The organism is Thalassospira sp. MCCC 1A01428, assembly GCF_002115825.1.
Classification (GTDB): domain Bacteria; phylum Pseudomonadota; class Alphaproteobacteria; order Rhodospirillales; family Thalassospiraceae; genus Thalassospira.
In genome coordinates this window covers 38,516-53,650 of the sequence record NZ_JFJZ01000001.1, presented here as the reverse complement: position 1 = coordinate 53,650, position 15,135 = coordinate 38,516, and the positions used below count along the sequence as shown (strand labels likewise).

The window sequence follows — 15,135 nt, the reverse complement described above, 5'->3', positions numbered from 1 at the left end:
CCGCCGGTGACGAAAGGATTTCACCATGACAAATTTTGACAGCGACGCCGCCCTTTTCAAAACCCTGAAAAGCAACCTGTTTACCGCCGTGATTGGCGATGTTCTGGACCAAATGGGCCTGACCCGTCAGTTTTTGCCGCCCGAAATTGCCCCGTTGCAACCGGGCACTAAAATTGCCGGGCGGGCAATGCCGGTATTAGAAGCCGATATTTTCGATTTGGGCCACCCGGCATCAAACGGGCCGCTGGCGAACAAGCCGTTTGGCCTGATGCTGGAGGCTTTGGATGACTTGCGCGAAAACGAGATTTACATCGCAACCGGCGCGTCGCTTCGTTATGCGCTGTGGGGCGAACTGATGTCGACCCGTGCGCTGCACCTCAAAGCAGCCGGGGCGATCCTTGATGGCTATGTCCGCGATGCTGCTGGTATTCGCAGCCTTGGCTTTCCTGCATTTTGCCGGGGCATTTATGCCCAGGATCAGGGACCGCGCGGCAAGGTGATCGATTATCGCTGCACCATCGAAATTGGCGGTGTCAAGATTGCTCCGGGAACACTGCTGTTTGGCGACGAAGAAGGGGTGCTTGCCATCCCCGCCGAGGCCGAACATGAAGCCATCGCCCGCGCGCTTGAAAAAGTCAAAAGCGAAAACATCGTTGCGGATGCCATCAAGGGCGGCATGAGTGCGACCGAAGCCTTTGCCACCTATGGCGTGATGTAAAATCACCTTTAATCCCCCAGACGGATCGTAAAGATCAAGGAGAGACAAATGACCAAGGACAGCCAGGATCAGGCCAAAATGCCCTATCAACTGGCGATGCCCGCCGAAGCCGGACGCGACATTGTGGTAGAACATGCCATCCCCAAGGATGACCGCATTTGGGTACCACAGGCCGAAAATGTGTGGTTTCGCCCGCTATGCCTGAATGCCAGCCAGGGGTACTGGGTGAATTTATTAAAAGTGCGAAAATCGGGCGTGCTTAGCCGCCACCGCCACCCCAACCCGGTGCATGGCATGGTCCTTAAGGGGCGCTGGCATTATCTGGAGCATGACTGGGTCGCCAATGAAGGCGGCTATGTTTACGAACCGCCCGGCGAAACCCATACCCTTGTTGTTCCCGATGATGTCGAGGAAATGATCACGATGTTTCAGGTTAACGGCGTGATGTATTATGTCGACCCATGGGGAAAACACATGGGCTATGAAGATGTTTTTACCAAAATCGACATGTGCCGCGCCCATTACACCAAAATCGGCCTTGGTGCCGATTATGTCGACCAGTTCATTCGCTAGGCGATTTGAAAAATGTATCAGGCAGACCGTTATTGACCCTGCCTGATACAAATTTATAGATACCAGGGCAAAGCTGCCCTTAATCGTCGCTATGGAAATGACCATAGATTTTGCGGGCAATGGCGGCACTAATGCCGTCCACCGCTTCAAGGTCCGCCAACCCGGCATCCGCCACACCGCGGGCAGACCCAAAATGATGCAGCAATGCCTTTTTGCGCGCCCCGCCAATGCCCGGCACATCATCAAGCACGCTTTTGCCAATCTGTTTGGACCGTTTGGCACGGTGCGTGCCAATCGCCCAACGGTGTGCTTCATCGCGCAAGCGCTGAATGAAATACAGGATCGGGTCTTTCTGGTCCAACCGCACCGGGGCCTTGCCGGGAATATGCAACACTTCCTTGCCCGCGTTACGGTCCACCCCCTTGGCAACGCCGACCAGCATCACATCTTCAATGCCCAGATCTTCCAGCACCTGTCGCGCCACACCTAGCTGGCCGAGGCCGCCGTCAATCAGACACAGGTCGGGCCAGGTACCATTTTCACGGTCCGGGTCTTCTTTTTGCGCACGGGCAAAGCGGCGGGTAAGCACTTCGCGCATCATCGCAAAGTCGTCGCCCGGTGCGATGTCGCCCTTGATGTTGAATTTGCGATAGGCATTTTTCATAAACCCTTCCGGCCCGGCAACAATCATGCCGCCAACCATGTTGGTTCCCTGAATATGGCTGTTATCGTAAACTTCAATACGTTCAGGCGGGCTATCAAGGTCCAGTTTGTCGGCCAGGCCATCGAGCAATTTGCGTTGCGACGCACTTTCCGCCATACGGCGCCCCAGGGCCTCGCGGGCATTGGTCAGGGCATGGTCCACCAGATTACGCTTGCCGCCACGCTTGGGCACATGCAGTTCAACCTTGTAGCCATTGTTAATGCACAGGGCTTCCTCGACCAGTTTCTGGCCTTCAATTTCATGGCTTAGCAGCACCTGGCGCGGGGCCGGTTTATTGGCATAAAACTGGCCAACAAAGGCCGAAAGAATTTCGGGAATTTCGGCGGACTGTTCATGGCGCGGAAAATAGGACCGGTTACCATAGTTGGAGCCGCTACGGAAAAAGAACACCTGCACACAGCTTTGCCCGCCTTCATGATGCAGGGCAATCACGTCGGCTTCTTCCAGCCCTTCCAGGTTGATATCCTGATGCGACTGAATTTGCGACAGCGCCCGAATGCGGTCGCGATACATGGCCGCCTTTTCAAATTCCATGTTTTCCGATGCCGCAAGCATGCTGGCCTCAAGCTGCTTGAGGATTACTTTGCTGCGCCCGGACAGAAAATCGCGGCAAATATCAACCAGCCCGTCATATTCAGGTTTTGAAATACGATCAACACAGGGGCCGGAACAGCGTTTGATTTGATAAAGCAAACACGGGCGCGAGCGGTTGGCAAAAACAGAATCGGTACAGGAGCGCAGCAAAAAGGCACGCTGCAAATGGTTAATGGTATTGTTCACCGCCCAGGCAGAGGCAAAAGGCCCAAAACAGCTGCCATCCTTGGCCCGTGCCCCGCGATGTTTAACAATACGCGGATAGCCGTGATCCTCGGTGATCAGGATATAGGGGAAACTTTTGTCGTCGCGCAGCAGAATGTTGTAACGCGGCTTGAGCTTTTTGATCAGGTTGGATTCAAGCAGCAGGGCTTCGGCTTCGGTATGGGTGGTAATAATTTCCATCCGCACCGTTTGCGCCACCATTCGCGCAATGCGCAGGGCCAGACGCGCAATATGGGTATAGCTGGTAACCCGTTTTTTCAGATTTTTAGCCTTACCGACATACAGGACCCGTTCCTTTTCGTCGATCATGCGATAAACGCCTGGTGACCCCGGCATTGTCTTTAACGCATGTTGAATTGCCGCCACCCCACGACCGGCTTTTCCGTCATGAAGATCATCCAGCGACAGTTCAATGTCACGCGGTGTGGAAGAAGAGGGTGCGGGGGAAGTCATCAGAAGGTCCTGGATTGTGCAATTAACGGGCTTTTGGTCGCCAATGGCCGGTTTTCTATACGATGGTCTAGCCGAATCAGCTTAGATAATTACGGATTGTTAAGGGAATCGTACCCCTGGAAAAGTTTCCACCAACCCTGTGGATAAGTATGTGGGTAATAGGGGGGCTGAACTCTACAGCCGTTGGGAGTCTTAACGTTCTATGAATTGCCCATATTTTAGGCATAAATACTAAGTATTTGATTTTATTAACTAAAAATACTGTCAACCTGAAAACATTCCGTAATCTTACCGTAAAATATCTTTTTACCCCTATGTTTTTGTCGCCAGGAATGCTTGTGCATAAACGACCAAAGCGATTCGCCCTTAGGGAATCACAGATTCGCCATGATAATGGCCCCGATATCGGCATTTATACATTTCAAAACGCTGATATCACCGCGCGAGATTGAACCGCTCAATTTCGACCCCGACCGCGGCGACATCGTCAAACACATCCAGTTTTTCGACCCGCACACAGACCTTGCGCACCCGGCGATCGGTCAAACACATCTCGGCAATTTTCTCGCTCAGGGTTTCCACAAGGTTCACATGGCCGGTTGCACAAATTGCGCGCACGCCGTTCACCAGTTCCTCGTAACACAGCACATTTTGCAATTCGTCATTCTTGGGGCCTTCACCCTCGACCACGGATAAATCCAGGTTGATGCGCACGCGCTGGGGGACATCCTTTTCAAAGTCGTAAACCCCGATCGAGGTATTGATCACCATGTCGCGCACAAAGACGCGCCGCAAGCTGCCTGCCTGATCGGCATAGGGCAAGGTGGTGATGTTATCGTCCTGTTTCAGACCTGCGGTCATGTTTGTTTTCCTTCGTGCTGCGCGGGTGGGGGCAACTGGCACAAACCGCCAGCATCGGCATGGCAGTGCGGGTTATTCGACAGGCTGTTCGTTACTGTCGCAAGGCGCCCAATTCATATGTTGCCCACCATCAAGGGCTAACATTTGCCCGGTGACAGCGGGTGCTGCAAGAAAAAATCGTATCGCGTCGCAAATCTGCTGCGGCGATGTCCCAATTCCCAACGGTGTTTTGCGGCACTGGGCATCGAAATCTTCCTGGCTTTGCCGCACGCTGGGCAATACCGGCCCCGGGCCAATACCATTTACCCGAATACGCGGTGCCAACCCCAGCGACAGGGTTTGGGTCAAGGTCCATAACCCGGCCTTGGACAGGCTATAGGTGGTAAAATGCGGCGTCAGATTCCACACCCGCTGGTCAATAATATTGACAATCAACCCGCCTGCGTCTTCGGGCAACTGGCGCGCGAAGGTCTGTGACAACACAAAAGGTGCACGCAAATTGACTTCCATGTGAAAGTCCCAGCTTTCACGGGTTGCCGTTTTCACATCATCATAATCAAAGGTCGATGCGTTATTAACCAATAGCCCGACCGGGCCAAGGGCATCATGCGCTGCCGCCATGATACCGGTGGTTTCTTCCTCGCGCGACAAATCGGCGCACACGACATGGCATTTGCGGCCCATATCGCGAATATCCGTTGCCAGTTCATTGGCGGCATCCCGCGAGCGGTTACAATGAAGAACAATATCATAGCCCTGCCCGGCCAGATCCAGCGCAATCACACGCCCGATCCGTTTGGCAGCCCCTGTGACAAGGGCGGTTTTTGGCAAATTGTCCGTCATCGCTTTTATCCGTTTCCTGCCATTTAATTATCGTCATCCGGGAGGATTGCCATGATCGGCATCCTGCCCCTTTTATTTGTTCAGGCAAACAACATGCCGATATAACCGGCATAGGCTGCCATAAAAACAGCCCCGGCAATACGCCCGATCCGTTTGGCGCAAAATGCCACCACCAGCACCGCCACCGTAACCGCCAGCATAATCCAGATATCGGACTGGGCGATTTGCGCGGGAACCGAAATGGGGGAAATTACCGAAACACCGCCAATAATCACCAGCAGGTTAAGCAGGTTCGAGCCAAAAACATTTCCCAGCGCCACATCCGAATGCCCACGAAATGCCGCAACCATTGAAGCGGCCAGTTCGGGCAAGGACGTACCAAACGCCACCAGCGTCAAGCCAATCACGGCTTCCGACACACCAAAATCGCGCGCGACGGTTACACCACCATCCACCAGCAAATCGGCACCAAATGTCAGGCCCACCACGCCAACGACTGTGGCAACAACCGGTTTAGTCCAGCCCGACGGGGCTTCGCCGACTTCGTCGGCCTCATCTTCGTGCAGCGAACTGGCATCACCGGGATTTTGCTTGTCATGTTTATAGGTGAAATACCACATGCCGATCAGCACTGCGAGCATCAGCAACCCCGCCCAGCGGTCGATCACACCAAACATGCAAAACCCGATAAACAGCAAAGTGCCTATTAACATGGCCCCGCCATCCCGAACGGTGGTGGTCCGGCTGGCAGCAATCGGTTTTAAAACAGCGACAGCCCCCAAAATCAGCAAAATATTGGCAATATTCGAGCCAACCACATTCCCCATCGCAATATCGCCCGACCCGGCAAGGGCCGCGTTCAGCGACACCACAAATTCAGGTGCCGATGTGCCCGCAGCAACAATGGTAAGCCCGACAATGACCTTGGAAATCCCCATCAACAGCGCCAGACCAACGGCCCCGCGAACCATAAATTCGCCTCCGACCGTCAAAAGCACCAATCCGGCTAATATCTGTAAATAGGGTATAAGCTGTTCCAAAACCGGTCCGCCGTTTTTTATTAAAAAAAATGTGCCCTGTTTCATCCGGGCACTGCCGCGCAAGATGGCACTGCCACCCTGCAAACGCAAGCTGTGTCCCCAAATAGCGGATCGCAGGCATAACTGACCAGCCCTGTATTATCGTGTTGTTACCTAAAACACAGCCGATCGCCGCCTGAATGTGACATTACATATGGCACATCTTTAAAAACACAATGCGTCAAACGGGATGTGACCTTTTTCTCCTGCCAGAAACCGGTTTTCCAGCCCCGCTCATTGAAATTGAAACATCGCCAAACAACACTTGAAAATGTCAAACCAGAACCTGGACAATATCGGGCACAATGCCCCGCCGACATCGTAAAATCATCTTGAAAACCTTTATAAACCGATGCCTAAAAGCAACTTTCCCGCGCAAACACACACCGTAAAAACCAGATTTACATCGTTTTTTCACCCCGTTTTGCTATGCTGCACGCAACCGGGACCGTTTGTTGACTGGCCGCGAATTTAACGACCCTGGAAGATCATTCATGCCTCATAGCAATGTGCTGTTCGAGCTGTTCCTGATTTTAAGCGCTGCCGTGATTGCAGTGCCCCTTGCCCAGCGTTTGCGGGCCAACTCGATTATCGGGTTTCTGGTGGGCGGGTTGGTGATCGGCCCTTTCGGGTTGGGGCTTATTCCCAGCAACAGGGATATTTCCACCGTTGCCGAACTGGGCGTGGTGTTCTTGTTGTTCATGATCGGGCTGGAGCTGTCGCGCGAACGGTTGCGCGTGATTGGCGGCAAATTTGCCGCCCTTGGCGTATTGCAAATTCTGGTGACGCTGGGCATCGGCTTTATCGCCCTGGTGGCAATTGATTTACCCCTGCCCGCTGCATTGGTCATTGCTGGCGCGCTGGCCCTGTCATCAACGGCAATCATTCTTAAGCAATTATCCGATGAACGTCAGTTACATACCCGTTTTGGCCGGGCTGCATTGGCGGTTTTGCTGTTGCAAGACGTGTCGGTCGGGCCGTTTTTGATCATGGTGCAGGCGGCGGGCAACACCACCAGCACCACCAGCCCGTGGGTCAGTATTCTGGCCGGGTTTGGTGCGGTTGCCCTTTTGTTGCTGGCCGGGCGGTATTTATTACGTCCGATGTTTCGCGCCATTGCCGCCCTGCACAACCCCGAACTGTTTGCCATTGGCACCCTGTTTGCGGTGCTGGCCGCCAGCACCCTGACCGAAATGGCAGGTCTTTCCATGGCGCTGGGCGCGTTTATTGCCGGCGTCATGTTGGCCGAAACCGAATTTCGCCATCAGATCGAAGCCGACATTGCCCCGTTTCGCGGGGTGTTTCTATCGCTGTTTTTCATGTCGGTTGGCATGTCGGTCGATATCGGGGTGGTTTACAATCACGCGATCACGGTGATTTTGGGCGTGGTGGCCCTGCTGTTGATCAAGGCCGCAATCCTGTTTGTACTGTCGCTGGCAACACGGTTTGACCGTGCCGTTTCGATCCGCATTGCAATGGGGCTTGCGGGCGGCGGCGAATTTGCCTTTGTGATGTTTACACTGGCCGCCCAAAACGGTGCCATCACCCCCGATCTTGCCGCCATTCTTGTGCCGATTGTTGCCATTTCCATGGCCGTAACACCCAGCCTGATCAGCCTGGGCAAAAAGCTGGAAGATATCCTGCACCCGCGCGAAACCGACCAGCTTGGTGAAATTGAAAGCCACACCGAAGGGGTTGAACATCATGTGCTGATTATTGGCTGTGGCCGCGTTGGCCGCGTTTTGGCGCGTTTGTTAAAAACCCGGAATATTCCCTTTATCGTGCTGGAATCCGACGCCCAGCAAGTGGCACGGGGCCGTGCCGAAGGATTACCGGTTTATTTTGCCGATGGCTCGCGCCCGGAAAGTTTTCGGGCGGCCCATACCGATCAGGCCCATGTGGCCGCCGTTGCCATGGGCACCCCGCATGAAACCGAAAAAACCGTGGCCTTGCTGCGCCAGCATTACCCGCATTTGAAAATTTTTGCCCGCGCCCAGGACATTTCCCATATCGGCGCATTGGCCCGCAGCGGAGCCAATGCCGCCATCCCCGAAGTGCTGGAAACCGGCCTGCGCCTGTCAGACCATGTATTATCAGCCTGCGATGTCCCCCAGGATGAAATTGATACCGAAATTGCCAAATTCCGCCGTGCCGACATGCTGCTGATGAACGAACTGGCCCCGCGCGCACCATCACATTCACCCGGCAGCGCCACAAAACCGGCCAGTGCGCCATCTACGGCACCCGCAACGGCGACGGCCAAAACCACCGCTTCCGCCCCCCCGTCCGGCGAAAAGCCATAACGAAGGGCGACAATATTTCAATATTGTATAAAACAAGGCCCTGTCATGTGACAGGGCCTTGTAATTTCAGTGTAAATTGCGAAATTCTGTCACAATTTACTTAAATAAAAATGCCGGTTACGCAGCGGCATCATCGTCAAGGGCATAGCCCGCCGCACGAACAGTCCGAATAACGTCCTTGGTGCCTTTAACATCGTTCAATGCTTTGCGCAGACGGCGAATATGCACATCTACCGTGCGGGTTTCGACATAGATATTCGGCCCCCAAACGGCGTTAAGTAACTGTTCGCGCGAGAAAACCCGCCCCGGATGTTCCAGAAAATACCGCAACAGGCGAAATTCTGTCGGCCCCAGATGGATCGGTTTGCCACTGCGGTTAACCCGGTGCGCGGCCAAATCCATTTCGATATCGGAATAGATCAACTGCCCCTGTGGTTGCGCCGGACCCGACCGGCGCAAAAGCGCACGGATACGGGCCAGCAATTCGCCAATGGCGAACGGCTTGGTCACGTAGTCATCGGCACCGGTATCAAGGCCCCGAATACGGTCGCCTTCTTCGCCGCGTGCGGTCACCATAATCACCGGCAAATCCCGGCTTTCCGGTTTCCTGCGGATCTGGCGGCACACCTCAATCCCCGACATGACCGGCAACATCCAGTCGAGCAAAACCAGATCAACATGGGTTTCAGCCATGATTTTCAAGGCTTCGTCGCCGTCACCGGCTTCGACAACATTCATGCCTTCGCGTTCAAGGTTATAGCGCAGCATCGTAACGATGGCGGCTTCATCCTCGACAATAAGAACCGTAGGATCCATCCTGTTATTCCCCTGCCTCGTTGGGTTCAATCACAGCAAAATTGGCAGCGTCATTTTTCGGACGGCCATCAACGGGCAAATCTTCACCCTTGATCCGGTAATAGATCGTTTCAGCGATGTTGGTGGCATGATCGCCAATACGTTCAATGTTTTTGGCAATGAACAACAAATGGGTCGATGCGGTAATGTTGCGCGGATCTTCCATCATATAGGTCAGCAATTCGCGGAACAGCGAATTGTACATATCGTCCACTTCCTGGTCCCGCGCCCAAACGCGCTGGGCCTTTTCGGCATCGTTTTCGATATAGGCGTCCAGAACGTCCTTGATGATTTCCTGGGCCAGGCGCGCCATGTTGGGAATAACCTGAACCGGGCGGATCGGCGCCATCTGGTTAAGAACCTGTGCGCGCTTGGCAATGTTCTTGGCCAGATCGCCAATGCGTTCGAGATCGTTCGACAGTTTCAATGCCGTAACGACCTGTCGCAAATCATCGGCCATCGGCTGACGCAGGGCCAGAACACGTACAGCAAAATCCTGCACTTCCTGTTCCAGCTTATCAATCCGCAGGTCCGAAACAATGACCTGTTCGGCCAGTTCGGAATCGCGTTTTGAAATGGCGCGAATGGCCGAAATCAGCTGGCTTTCGGCCAGACCGCCCATTTGCGAAATGATATTGTTCAACCGTGTCAGTTCATCGTCAAATGAACTGACGATATGGCTTTCTTCTTTTCTCATCGTATTACCTCCTGCCCGGCTTAGCCGAAGCGCCCAGTGATATAGCCTTTGGTGCGTTCGTCTCGCGGGTTGGTAAAAATTTGGTCCGTTTCGCCGACTTCCACCAGTTTACCCAGGTGGAAAAAAGCCGTGCGCTGCGACACACGCGCGGCCTGCTGCATGGAGTGAGTGACGATGACAATTGTGTAGTTCGAACGCAGCTCGTCGATCAGTTCCTCGACCTTGGCGGTCGCGATCGGGTCAAGCGCGGAACAGGGTTCATCCATCAAAATAACTTCGGGGCTGACCGCAACGGCACGGGCAATGCACAGGCGTTGCTGCTGCCCCCCGGAAAGACCGGTGGCAGGCGATGCCAAACGGTCTTTGACTTCTTTAAGCAAACCGGCCTTTTCCAGCGAAGTCATGACGATTTCGTCAAGTTCATCGCGGGAATTGACCAGACCATGAATACGCGGGCCATAGGCCACGTTATCGAAAATGGATTTTGGAAACGGGTTCGGTTTTTGAAACACCATGCCGATGCGGGCACGCAACTGCACCACATCAATAACCTTGTCGTAGATATCGCGGTCATCAAGAGTAACCTTGCCGTTGATGGACACGCCATCAATGGTGTCGTTCATACGGTTCAGGCACCGCAAAAACGTCGATTTACCACAGCCCGACGGGCCGATCAGCGCGGTGACTTCGCGTTCAACAACATCAAGGTCAACATTATAAAGTGCCTGCGCGTCGCCATAAAACAGGTTCAGGTCGCGGGCCGCCATTTTCGAATTACCCCGCGTTTGCGGTGCGTTCGTCATTGCATCAGTCGTTACAACAGCCATTTTACCACTTCCGTTCAAATTTCTTGCGCAATAACACAGCCAACCCGTTCATCAGGATCAGGAAGGCCAGCAACACCATAATCGCCGCCGAGGTTTTTTCGACAAAGGCGCGTTCCGGGCTGTCCGCCCACAGGTAAATCTGCACAGGCAACACCGTTGCCGCATCCATTGCACTACCGGGAATATCAACAATAAAGGCCACCATCCCGATCATCAAAAGCGGGGCGGTTTCGCCCAGTGCCTGGGCCATCCCGATGATGGTACCGGTCAGAATGCCCGGCATGGCAAGCGGCAAAACATGGTGGCTAACCGTTTGCACGGGTGACGCCCCAAGGCCAAGGGCCGCCTGGCGAATAGAGGGCGGCACAGCCTTGATCGCGGCACGCGCGGCAATGATGATGGTTGGCAATGTCATCAATGCCAGGGTCAAACCACCAACAACCGGGGCCGAACGCGGCAAATGCATCACGTTAAGATAAAGTTCCAGCCCCAGCAGACCAAACACGATGGAAGGAACAGCCGCGAGATTGTTGATATTGACTTCAATAATCTGGGTCAGGCGGTTTTTCGGGGCAAATTCTTCAAGGTAAATTGCCGCCGCCACCCCGATCGGGAAAGATAAAAGCAAGGTTACGATCAGCGTATAGAACGAGCCAACAGCAGCGCCCCAGATCCCGGCCAATTCAGGTTCACGGGAATCGCCATTGGTGAAAAACCGGGTGTGAAACCGCTTTTCAATGGCGTCGCCGTTTTGAAGGGCCTGGAACCAGCCGATCTGGTCATCATCAAGGCGTCGGCTGGCTTCGTTGGTGTCGGCACTGATATAGCCCTTGTTGAGCATATCAAAATCATCACCGGAAATAAGCCAGACCTTGCGCGTTTGCCCAATCAGCGACGGGGTATCAAGAACCCGCTCGCGCAGATCATAAGACGCACCACTTGAAACGATATCGTAAAGTTTGCGTTTTTCCGAGCGCGACGTGACCTCGGGGAAACGGGCGCGAAGGGCTTCCTTGATCAGACCATCATAATTGGCACGTCCGATCACAGCCGGGTCACGGTTGCCTTCGGGGTCAATCACCGCCGGATCAAAGGTAACCTCGATCTGGACATAGGTTTGAACAAAGGCGCTGTAGCCCTTTGATATGATCGAATATCCCAGCATCACCAACGCGGCCAGTGCCAGCATGATCGCGGTCAGACCATAGGTCTTGAACCGGCGCTCGGCGGCATAGCGTTTTTTGATACTGCGCGAAATGTCGGCACTGTCCCAGTCAACCGGCTTGCGCAGGTTGGCGGCGTCCGTAGTGGCAGCGCGATCTTCCATCAATGATGCCATATCAGTCATATTTCTCGCGATACTTCTGCACAACCTTCAGGGCGAACACGTTCAACCCCAGGGTCACAAGGAAAAGAACCAGACCAAGTGCGAAGGCTGACAGGGTTTTTGCACTGTCAAATTCCTGGTCACCCACGAGCAAGGTAACAATTTGCACCGTTACCGTCGTTACTGCCTGCAAGGGATTGGCGGTAAGGTTGGCCGCAAGGCCCGCCGCCATCACCACAATCATGGTTTCGCCAATCGCCCGGGATACAGCCAGCAGGATGGCCCCGACAATACCGGGCAAGGCCGCCGGGAAAATAACGTGGCGAATGGTTTCGGATTTGGTTGCCCCCAGCCCATAGGAACCATCACGCAAGGATTGCGGCACCTGGGACATCACGTCGTCAGACAGCGAGGAAACAAACGGAATGATCATGACCCCCATGACCAGACCGGCGGCCAGCGCACTTTCTGAACTGACACTTAAACCAAGCACCGAACCAGTATCGCGCAGAAATGGTGCCACGGTAAGGGCGGCAAAAAAGCCGTAAACCACCGTGGGCACGCCTGCCAGAATTTCCAGCGCCGGTTTTGCCCAGGCACGGAAAGTTGGCGATGCGTATTCGCCCATATAAATCGCCGAAAACAAGCCGACCGGCACGGCCACCAGCATGGCGATAAACGTGATCAGCAAGGTTCCGGCAAAAAGCGGGATCATGCCAAACGAGCCATCGGATGCGACCTGATCGGCGCGGATTGCGGTTTGCGGGCTCCATTCCAGACCAAACAGGAATTCAAGCGGATTGACCTTGCTAAAGAAATGCAAGGCTTCAAACATCAGCGAAAACACAATGCCAACGGTCGAAAGAATGGCAATGGCCGAACAGCCGATCATCAGGTAACGCACGATCCGTTCGACATTGTTGCGTGCCCGCATGTCGGCAACAATCCGGCGATAGGACAAACCCAGCCCGACCAGTGCTACGCACAACAGAACAACAATCAACGCAGTATTGGAAATGGTATGCAAAAGGGCCAGACGATTACCGGCTTCAACCACTTCGGGGGCGACATTAAGATGTTGGCCGTTGTCGGCTGCAATCAGTGAAATTGCATTTAATGCCAATGACAGCTTGCCGGTATCGGATGTAATTTCGACCGGCAGGTCATTGATGATCAGGGCCTCGGTCACCGGGCCTTGCAGGGCATACCAGACAATCAGCAACGCCAGCGCCGGCAGACCACACCACAAAGCAGTGTAGGTGCCATAGTGGATTGGCAGGGAATGCAGGTTGCTAAAACGGCCGCCTGAAAGTGCAATCGCTCTCTGCCGTCCAAAGACGAAAGAGAGCGCACAAAGCAACGCAACCGCCAGCAACAAAAAGGTCAGGGACATTGTGTTATTCCATTTGCCTGAAAAAACCGGAAACCCGGTCGATGCACTCAGAGCGGGTGGGCAAAGTAATAATAAAAAAACAATTTTAAAACAAAGAAACCGGCGGCAACCCCGGATGGGCTGCCACCGGTCTTAATGCGATTACATGCTCAGCGGGGTCAGGTTTTTCGCAGCTTCGCGAACCTGTTCACGCTCGGCGTCATCCATCGGGATCAAACCACGGTCAGCAAGGTAACCTTCCGGGCCCCAGGCTTTGTCGGCAGTGAACTGCGCAACATATTCTTCCATGCCCGGAATGGTGCCAACGTGGGCATTCTTGACATAGAAGTAAAGCGAACGGGAAACCGGGTAGGAACCATCCGAAATGGCTTCGAAGGTCGGCTCAACGCCACCAATTTTCGAACCGTGCAGCTTGTCGCCATTCTGATCGAGGAACGAGAAACCGAAGATACCCAGAGCAAGCGGGTTGGCTTCGAGTTTCTGAACGATCAGATTGTCGTTTTCGCCAGCTTCGATATAGGCACCGTCTTCACGAACACCGGCGCAAGCTGCTTTGTGCATGGCTTTGTCGCTGCTTTTCAGGGCAGCAATTGCCGGGAATTCATCACAGGCTTCTTCAAGTACCAGCTCGGTGAAGGCATCGCGCGTACCGGAGGTCGGCGGCGGCCCGAGAACTTCGATCTTTTCGTCAGGAAGGGTCGGATCGATTTCTTTCCAGTTGGTGTACGGATTATCGATCAGATCCTTGCCGTCTTTGGACGGAACGATTTTGGCCAGCGCGAGGAAGATCTGTTCCTTGGTCAGTTCGAACAGCGGTGCTTCCTTGGAGTTGGCAAGAACGATGCCGTCATAACCGATTTTGACTTCGGTAATGGCTTCAACGCCGTTTTTGGCGCAGGTTTCAACTTCGGATTTTTTAATGCGGCGCGAAGCATTGGTGATGTCGGGGTTCTGTTCCCCAACGCCAGCACAAAACAGCTTCAAGCCACCGCCGGAACCGGTTGATTCGATAACCGGTGTTTTGAAAGAAGTGGTCTTACCGAATTCTTCCGCAACTGCGGTTGCGAACGGAAACACGGTGGACGAACCAACGATACGAATCTGATCGCGCGCATGTGCGGCGCCGGTCAAGGCAACGCTCGCGAGTGCTGCAATAGCGAGTGTCTTCTTCATGTAAATCCCCATTTGTGTGTTCCCTTAAGGAACTGTGCAACGATCTGCGAGGCGGACTTTACAGCTATGCTTTTACCGTATTGCGTCAGATTTGTTAAGGTTATGTTACAGTCGATTATAGATCGTCATATTTAAAAATTATTGTTTGAATTCAGAGCATTAATAAAAAAATATCTTTCCCGTTATTTGCCGGTTTCCTGACTTTTCCGGTTCTGCCATCATGCTTGTGACGCCAAATGTTACAATAAAGACATTCAACCTCAGGATCATCACGGCGGATGATTCGCCGTCCTTATGGTTTGGCACAGCCATCAGCGCTACCATTTTCCCCAGTCTGCTTCGGTTTACAGCCTTGCGACACCCCCTCCCGGTTTTTACCGCCGCAGGAAAACAATAAAACGAATCATCGATAGTCATCGCAGTGGCGCTTTACAAACCCTTAAGAAGAGGCGACGCTATCCGAAATGGCGGAATAATCGCCATATGGGGA

14 protein-coding genes are annotated in these 15,135 nt (G+C 53.7%); 3 read left to right on the top strand and 11 right to left on the bottom strand.

From position 1 onward, the window contains the following. Nucleotides 1–25 precede the first annotated feature (25 nt). Entirely contained in the window at nucleotides 26–718 is a 693-nt protein-coding gene (locus THS27_RS00235; RefSeq protein WP_085587005.1) for an RraA family protein, read from the top strand. Nucleotides 719–766: 48 nt separating this feature from the next. After that, the gene (locus THS27_RS00230) at nucleotides 767–1,291 is read left to right on the top strand and encodes a 2,4'-dihydroxyacetophenone dioxygenase family protein (protein WP_085587004.1); all 525 of its coding nucleotides are present in this window, start codon (nucleotides 767–769) and stop codon (nucleotides 1,289–1,291) included. A 79-nt stretch (nucleotides 1,292–1,370) separates the two neighbouring features. Here THS27_RS00230 and uvrC read toward each other — a convergent pair whose 3' ends face one another. The 4 genes from uvrC to THS27_RS00210 form a co-directional block, all read right to left on the bottom strand. Next, nucleotides 1,371–3,287, bottom strand: a complete 1,917-nt coding sequence (uvrC, locus tag THS27_RS00225; RefSeq protein WP_085587003.1) for an excinuclease ABC subunit UvrC — start codon at nucleotides 3,285–3,287, stop codon at nucleotides 1,371–1,373. 435 nt (nucleotides 3,288–3,722) lie between these two features. Beyond that, nucleotides 3,723–4,148 (bottom strand): dihydroneopterin aldolase, encoded by a 426-nt coding sequence (gene folB, locus THS27_RS00220; protein WP_085587002.1) that lies wholly within the window; start codon nucleotides 4,146–4,148, stop codon nucleotides 3,723–3,725. Between the two features lie 72 nt (nucleotides 4,149–4,220). Continuing rightward, the gene (locus THS27_RS00215; protein WP_085587001.1) at nucleotides 4,221–4,991 is read right to left on the bottom strand and encodes an SDR family oxidoreductase; all 771 of its coding nucleotides are present in this window, start codon (nucleotides 4,989–4,991) and stop codon (nucleotides 4,221–4,223) included. Between the two features lie 80 nt (nucleotides 4,992–5,071). Further along, complete coding sequence (locus THS27_RS00210) at nucleotides 5,072–5,962, bottom strand: calcium/sodium antiporter (protein ID WP_246832778.1); 891 nt, start codon at nucleotides 5,960–5,962, stop codon at nucleotides 5,072–5,074. Between the two features lie 602 nt (nucleotides 5,963–6,564). On the opposite strand from THS27_RS00210, the gene THS27_RS00205 reads away from it, so the two are divergent. Further along, nucleotides 6,565–8,373: a cation:proton antiporter gene (locus THS27_RS00205; RefSeq protein ID WP_085587000.1), complete on the top strand. Its 1,809-nt coding sequence runs from the start codon at nucleotides 6,565–6,567 to the stop codon at nucleotides 8,371–8,373. A gap of 117 nt (nucleotides 8,374–8,490) precedes the next feature. On the opposite strand, the gene phoB is transcribed toward THS27_RS00205, so the two are convergent. From phoB to THS27_RS00170, 7 genes are all read right to left on the bottom strand, one after another. After that, nucleotides 8,491–9,189: a phosphate regulon transcriptional regulator PhoB gene (gene phoB / locus THS27_RS00200; protein ID WP_073955491.1), complete on the bottom strand. Its 699-nt coding sequence runs from the start codon at nucleotides 9,187–9,189 to the stop codon at nucleotides 8,491–8,493. A gap of 4 nt (nucleotides 9,190–9,193) precedes the next feature. Next, nucleotides 9,194–9,925 carry a phosphate signaling complex protein PhoU gene (gene phoU / locus THS27_RS00195; protein ID WP_085579331.1) on the bottom strand — a complete coding sequence of 244 codons (732 nt, stop codon included), beginning with the start codon at nucleotides 9,923–9,925 and terminating at the stop codon, nucleotides 9,194–9,196. Nucleotides 9,926–9,945: 20 nt separating this feature from the next. Beyond that, entirely contained in the window at nucleotides 9,946–10,752 is an 807-nt protein-coding gene (gene pstB / locus THS27_RS00190; RefSeq protein ID WP_085586999.1) for a phosphate ABC transporter ATP-binding protein PstB, read from the bottom strand. Nucleotide 10,753: 1 nt separating this feature from the next. Beyond that, a complete protein-coding gene (gene pstA, locus THS27_RS00185; RefSeq protein ID WP_085586998.1) occupies nucleotides 10,754–12,100 on the bottom strand; it encodes a phosphate ABC transporter permease PstA in 1,347 nt (448 codons plus the stop codon). Next, nucleotides 12,093–13,472 (bottom strand): phosphate ABC transporter permease subunit PstC, encoded by a 1,380-nt coding sequence (pstC, locus tag THS27_RS00180; protein ID WP_085586997.1) that lies wholly within the window; start codon nucleotides 13,470–13,472, stop codon nucleotides 12,093–12,095. Before pstC ends, pstA begins: the two co-directional genes overlap by 8 nt. A gap of 141 nt (nucleotides 13,473–13,613) precedes the next feature. Next, nucleotides 13,614–14,645: a PstS family phosphate ABC transporter substrate-binding protein gene (locus THS27_RS00175; RefSeq protein WP_085587244.1), complete on the bottom strand. Its 1,032-nt coding sequence runs from the start codon at nucleotides 14,643–14,645 to the stop codon at nucleotides 13,614–13,616. Between the two features lie 159 nt (nucleotides 14,646–14,804). Then, nucleotides 14,805–15,062: a hypothetical protein gene (locus THS27_RS00170; protein ID WP_085586996.1), complete on the bottom strand. Its 258-nt coding sequence runs from the start codon at nucleotides 15,060–15,062 to the stop codon at nucleotides 14,805–14,807. Nucleotides 15,063–15,135 lie beyond the last annotated feature (73 nt).

Excerpts from the sequence above, each read along its gene's own strand:
- uvrC (WP_085587003.1), bottom strand. The coding sequence starts at position 3,287 with ATGACTTCCCCCGCACCCTCTTCTTCCACACCGCGTGACATTGAACTG.
- pstA (WP_085586998.1), bottom strand. The coding sequence starts at position 12,100 with ATGACTGATATGGCATCATTGATGGAAGATCGCGCTGCCACTACGGAC.
- THS27_RS00235 (WP_085587005.1), top strand. The coding sequence starts at position 26 with ATGACAAATTTTGACAGCGACGCCGCCCTTTTCAAAACCCTGAAAAGC.
- THS27_RS00175 (WP_085587244.1), bottom strand. The coding sequence starts at position 14,645 with ATGAAGAAGACACTCGCTATTGCAGCACTCGCGAGCGTTGCCTTGACC.
- THS27_RS00170 (WP_085586996.1), bottom strand. The coding sequence starts at position 15,062 with ATGACTATCGATGATTCGTTTTATTGTTTTCCTGCGGCGGTAAAAACC.
- THS27_RS00205 (WP_085587000.1), top strand. The coding sequence starts at position 6,565 with ATGCCTCATAGCAATGTGCTGTTCGAGCTGTTCCTGATTTTAAGCGCT.
- phoB (WP_073955491.1), bottom strand. The coding sequence starts at position 9,189 with ATGGATCCTACGGTTCTTATTGTCGAGGATGAAGCCGCCATCGTTACG.
- phoU (WP_085579331.1), bottom strand. The coding sequence starts at position 9,925 with ATGAGAAAAGAAGAAAGCCATATCGTCAGTTCATTTGACGATGAACTG.
- pstC (WP_085586997.1), bottom strand. The coding sequence starts at position 13,472 with ATGTCCCTGACCTTTTTGTTGCTGGCGGTTGCGTTGCTTTGTGCGCTC.
- THS27_RS00215 (WP_085587001.1), bottom strand. The coding sequence starts at position 4,991 with ATGACGGACAATTTGCCAAAAACCGCCCTTGTCACAGGGGCTGCCAAA.
- folB (WP_085587002.1), bottom strand. The coding sequence starts at position 4,148 with ATGACCGCAGGTCTGAAACAGGACGATAACATCACCACCTTGCCCTAT.
- THS27_RS00210 (WP_246832778.1), bottom strand. The coding sequence starts at position 5,962 with ATGGTTCGCGGGGCCGTTGGTCTGGCGCTGTTGATGGGGATTTCCAAG.
- THS27_RS00230 (WP_085587004.1), top strand. The coding sequence starts at position 767 with ATGACCAAGGACAGCCAGGATCAGGCCAAAATGCCCTATCAACTGGCG.
- pstB (WP_085586999.1), bottom strand. The coding sequence starts at position 10,752 with ATGGCTGTTGTAACGACTGATGCAATGACGAACGCACCGCAAACGCGG.